The sequence below is a fragment of the Streptomyces sp. NPDC006476 genome, assembly GCF_040612015.1.
GTDB classification, from domain to species: Bacteria; Actinomycetota; Actinomycetes; order Streptomycetales; family Streptomycetaceae; genus Streptomyces; species Streptomyces griseorubiginosus_B.
Window position 1 is genome coordinate 1 of sequence record NZ_JBEXPK010000241.1, and the last position, 2,608, is coordinate 2,608.

Sequence of the window (2,608 nt, forward strand, 5' to 3'; positions counted from 1 at the left end):
GGGCGACCGCCCCCGGTCGTGCCGTGCGCGTCCGGTCAGATCTCCAGACCGTTCTCGATCCGCCTCAGCCCGTGCCGGGCGAGCGCCAGGTTGCTGCGCGTCCGGTCCAGGGCGACGTAGAAGAACAGCGCCCCCTTGCTGCTGCTCAGCGGGCGGATCAGGTGGTACTGCTTGCCCAGCGTGATCAGGATGTCCTCGATCACGTCATCCATGTCCAGCGAGGCCAGGGTGCGCATCTTGGCGCGCACCACCTCGGTGTTGCCCGCCGCCGCGAGCTCCAGGTCCAGGCCCTGGCCCCCGCCGAGGGTGCCGAGGGCCATGCCGCTTTCATAGTCGACGATGGCGGCGCCGATCGCGCCGTCCAGGGTCATGGCTTCCTTGAGCGCGGTCTCGATGTTCACCGGTTACCTCAATTCTTCCGTGCTGCTGACCGGTCGATGCCTGGACAACTACGATCGAACCCAAGCGACATGTGCGTCACTTCGCGCCAAATTTGGTGTGCGTGCCGAAACTTGACGTTCAAACTAATGCGTGACGTATGGGCTTGGGGGGGCAATGGGGGAAAACGTGACGGCTCTCCAGTCCTCCCTGGAACGGCTGCTCGACTCTCCCGGGGTCACGGGTGTCGCCCTCGTCGACGCGGTGACCGGGCTGGTGTACGGCACCGCCGGTGACGTCGTCGAGGCCGGGGACGGCACGGAGAGCAGCGATTTCGCCACCCTGATCGCCGAGCGTCTCGGCGCGGCCGGCGCCGAGGGAGAGCTGGAGAGCGTGGTGCTCACCAGTCGGCGCCGCCACCAGATGCTGTTCAGCGTCGTACGGCCGGCCGGTGATCCCCTGCTGCTGACCGCGGGTCTGGACCGGGACCGATCCAACGTCGCGCTCGCCCTGCGCGGCATCGGTGACCGGCTCGCGGAGGTGCTGGCATGACGCCCACCGCTCGCAACGTCCCGGCGCTCCTGCAGGGACTGCGCGAGGGGGAGTTCACCGGTACCGTCCGGGTCTCCGGCTCGCCCGGCGGAACGATCCATCTGCGGGACGGTCTCGTCGGCGCGATCGAGACGCCCGGCGCGCCCAGCGCCACATCGGTCCTGATCACGCCGGGGCGCATCGACGACGCGCAGTGGCTCGCCGCCTGCGCCGCGGAACCGGACGCCGACCGGCTGGGCGGGCATCTGGTGGCGGCCGGACTGATCGGAGCGGCGGAACTCGAAGTGGTGTGCACCGCCGCGGTCTTCGACGCCGCCTTCGCCATGGCGCTGAGTCCGGTGGGCGGTTGGGAGACGGGGGAGCGGGAGCCGACGCTCCTCACCACGCCCGGGGTGGAACCCCGCCACCTCACCGAGGAGACCACCCGCCGCATGGCCTCACTGGCCGGCTCCGGGAGGACACCGGGCGAACTGGCGCGGTTGCGGCCGAGGTTGGCGGCGGGCGACGGGTCCGTGGATGCGGATACGGATGCGGGTGCGCCGGGGGCCGGTGCCGCTCCTCGGGTTCACCGTGGTGGTGCGTGGTTACCGCAGCGGTACCGGGAGCTGCTCGGTGGTGTCAACGGGCGCCGTACGCCCCGGGATCTCGCCTTCGCCCTCGGACGCGGGCTCTACCCCGTCCTGCTGGACCTGATCCGGCTACAGGTGTGGGGGCTGGTCCTCTGGGGGGCCGGGGCGGCGACCGGCGACCGGCCGAGCACCGCGCCCCGTGTCACCCCGGGCAGTCCTGCCGCGACCGGGGCCGCCCCGGCCGCCAACCCCCTGCCCAGGCGCAGACCGGGCGGCACCTCTCCGGCCCCGGACCACGCTGAGAAGGGTGCCCCGTGAGCCCAGCACCGGAAGGCACACCGGGCGAGGACCACCGCGAAGAACCCCGGTCGCGGGAAACCCCCCGACGCAGGAAACCCGCGCGACAGGCCCAGCCTCGGGAAACTCCGGAATCCGACCTCTCCCCGGACCTCCCCGACTCCCCGACCACCGCCACCCCCTCGCCCGCCAAGCCGCCCCTCCCGGTCCGTGATGTGAGCCGGAGCAAGTCGGGGCTGTACGCGTATCCCATTCCCTCGCCCGAGGAACTGGCCGCCGATCAGCCCTCGTTGGAGACCCTGCGGCGCGTCAGAAGAGGCCTGGGCGGGCTTCCCGAGACCACGCGTTCGAACGAGCCACCGCAGGCGCCCGGAGCAAGGAGCACGTGTCAATGACCGAAAACCCTTCGTCCGAACCGTGTGATTCCGCCACCACTCTCACCGACATCCTGGCCTCGCTGCGCGACCGGGTGATGGGGGTCAGCGAAAGCGTCCTGTCCACGGCCGACGGCCTGCTTGTCGTCGCCGACGTCGAATCCGTGCACGCCGAGTCCGTCGCCGCCCTCGCCGCCGCGACCCTCGGCGTCGGCCGCCGCATGGCCGACCACACGGGCGCAGGCCCGCTGCGGGAAGTGGTCGTCCGGGGCGGCTCGGGCCATGTCGTCGTCACGGCCGTGGGCGATCGCGCGCTGCTCACCGTCATGGGCGACGAGGGTCTGGACCTCGCCGCGTTCCAGCGGGAGTCACCTGCCGCCGTGGAGGAACTGAGCAAGGTGCTCGCGGAGGACGTGCCGGGCTGAACATTCGACCACC

Annotated in this window: 4 protein-coding genes; 3 read left to right on the forward strand and 1 reads right to left on the reverse strand. The window is 71.4% G+C overall.

Annotated features, from left to right (window positions below; translation table 11 throughout):
• Window positions 1–35 precede the first annotated feature (35 nt).
• On the reverse strand, window positions 36–401 hold the full coding sequence (locus tag ABZZ74_RS53535; RefSeq protein WP_356951357.1) for a hypothetical protein: 366 nt from the start codon (window positions 399–401) through the stop codon (window positions 36–38).
• Window positions 402–588: 187 nt separating this feature from the next.
• On the opposite strand from ABZZ74_RS53535, the gene ABZZ74_RS53540 reads away from it, so the two are divergent.
• The 3 genes from ABZZ74_RS53540 to ABZZ74_RS53550 all read left to right on the forward strand — a co-directional run bounded on the left by ABZZ74_RS53540 (window position 589) and on the right by ABZZ74_RS53550 (window position 2,595).
• The gene (locus tag ABZZ74_RS53540; protein WP_356951360.1) at window positions 589–930 is read left to right on the forward strand and encodes a hypothetical protein; all 342 of its coding nucleotides are present in this window, start codon (window positions 589–591) and stop codon (window positions 928–930) included.
• A complete protein-coding gene (locus ABZZ74_RS53545) occupies window positions 927–1,817 on the forward strand; it encodes a DUF4388 domain-containing protein (RefSeq protein ID WP_356951358.1) in 891 nt (296 codons plus the stop codon). The genes ABZZ74_RS53540 and ABZZ74_RS53545 overlap by 4 nt, the downstream gene beginning before the upstream one ends.
• Before the next feature lie 370 nt (window positions 1,818–2,187).
• A complete protein-coding gene (locus ABZZ74_RS53550; RefSeq protein ID WP_356951359.1) occupies window positions 2,188–2,595 on the forward strand; it encodes a roadblock/LC7 domain-containing protein in 408 nt (135 codons plus the stop codon).
• The last annotated feature ends 13 nt before the right edge of the window (window positions 2,596–2,608 follow it).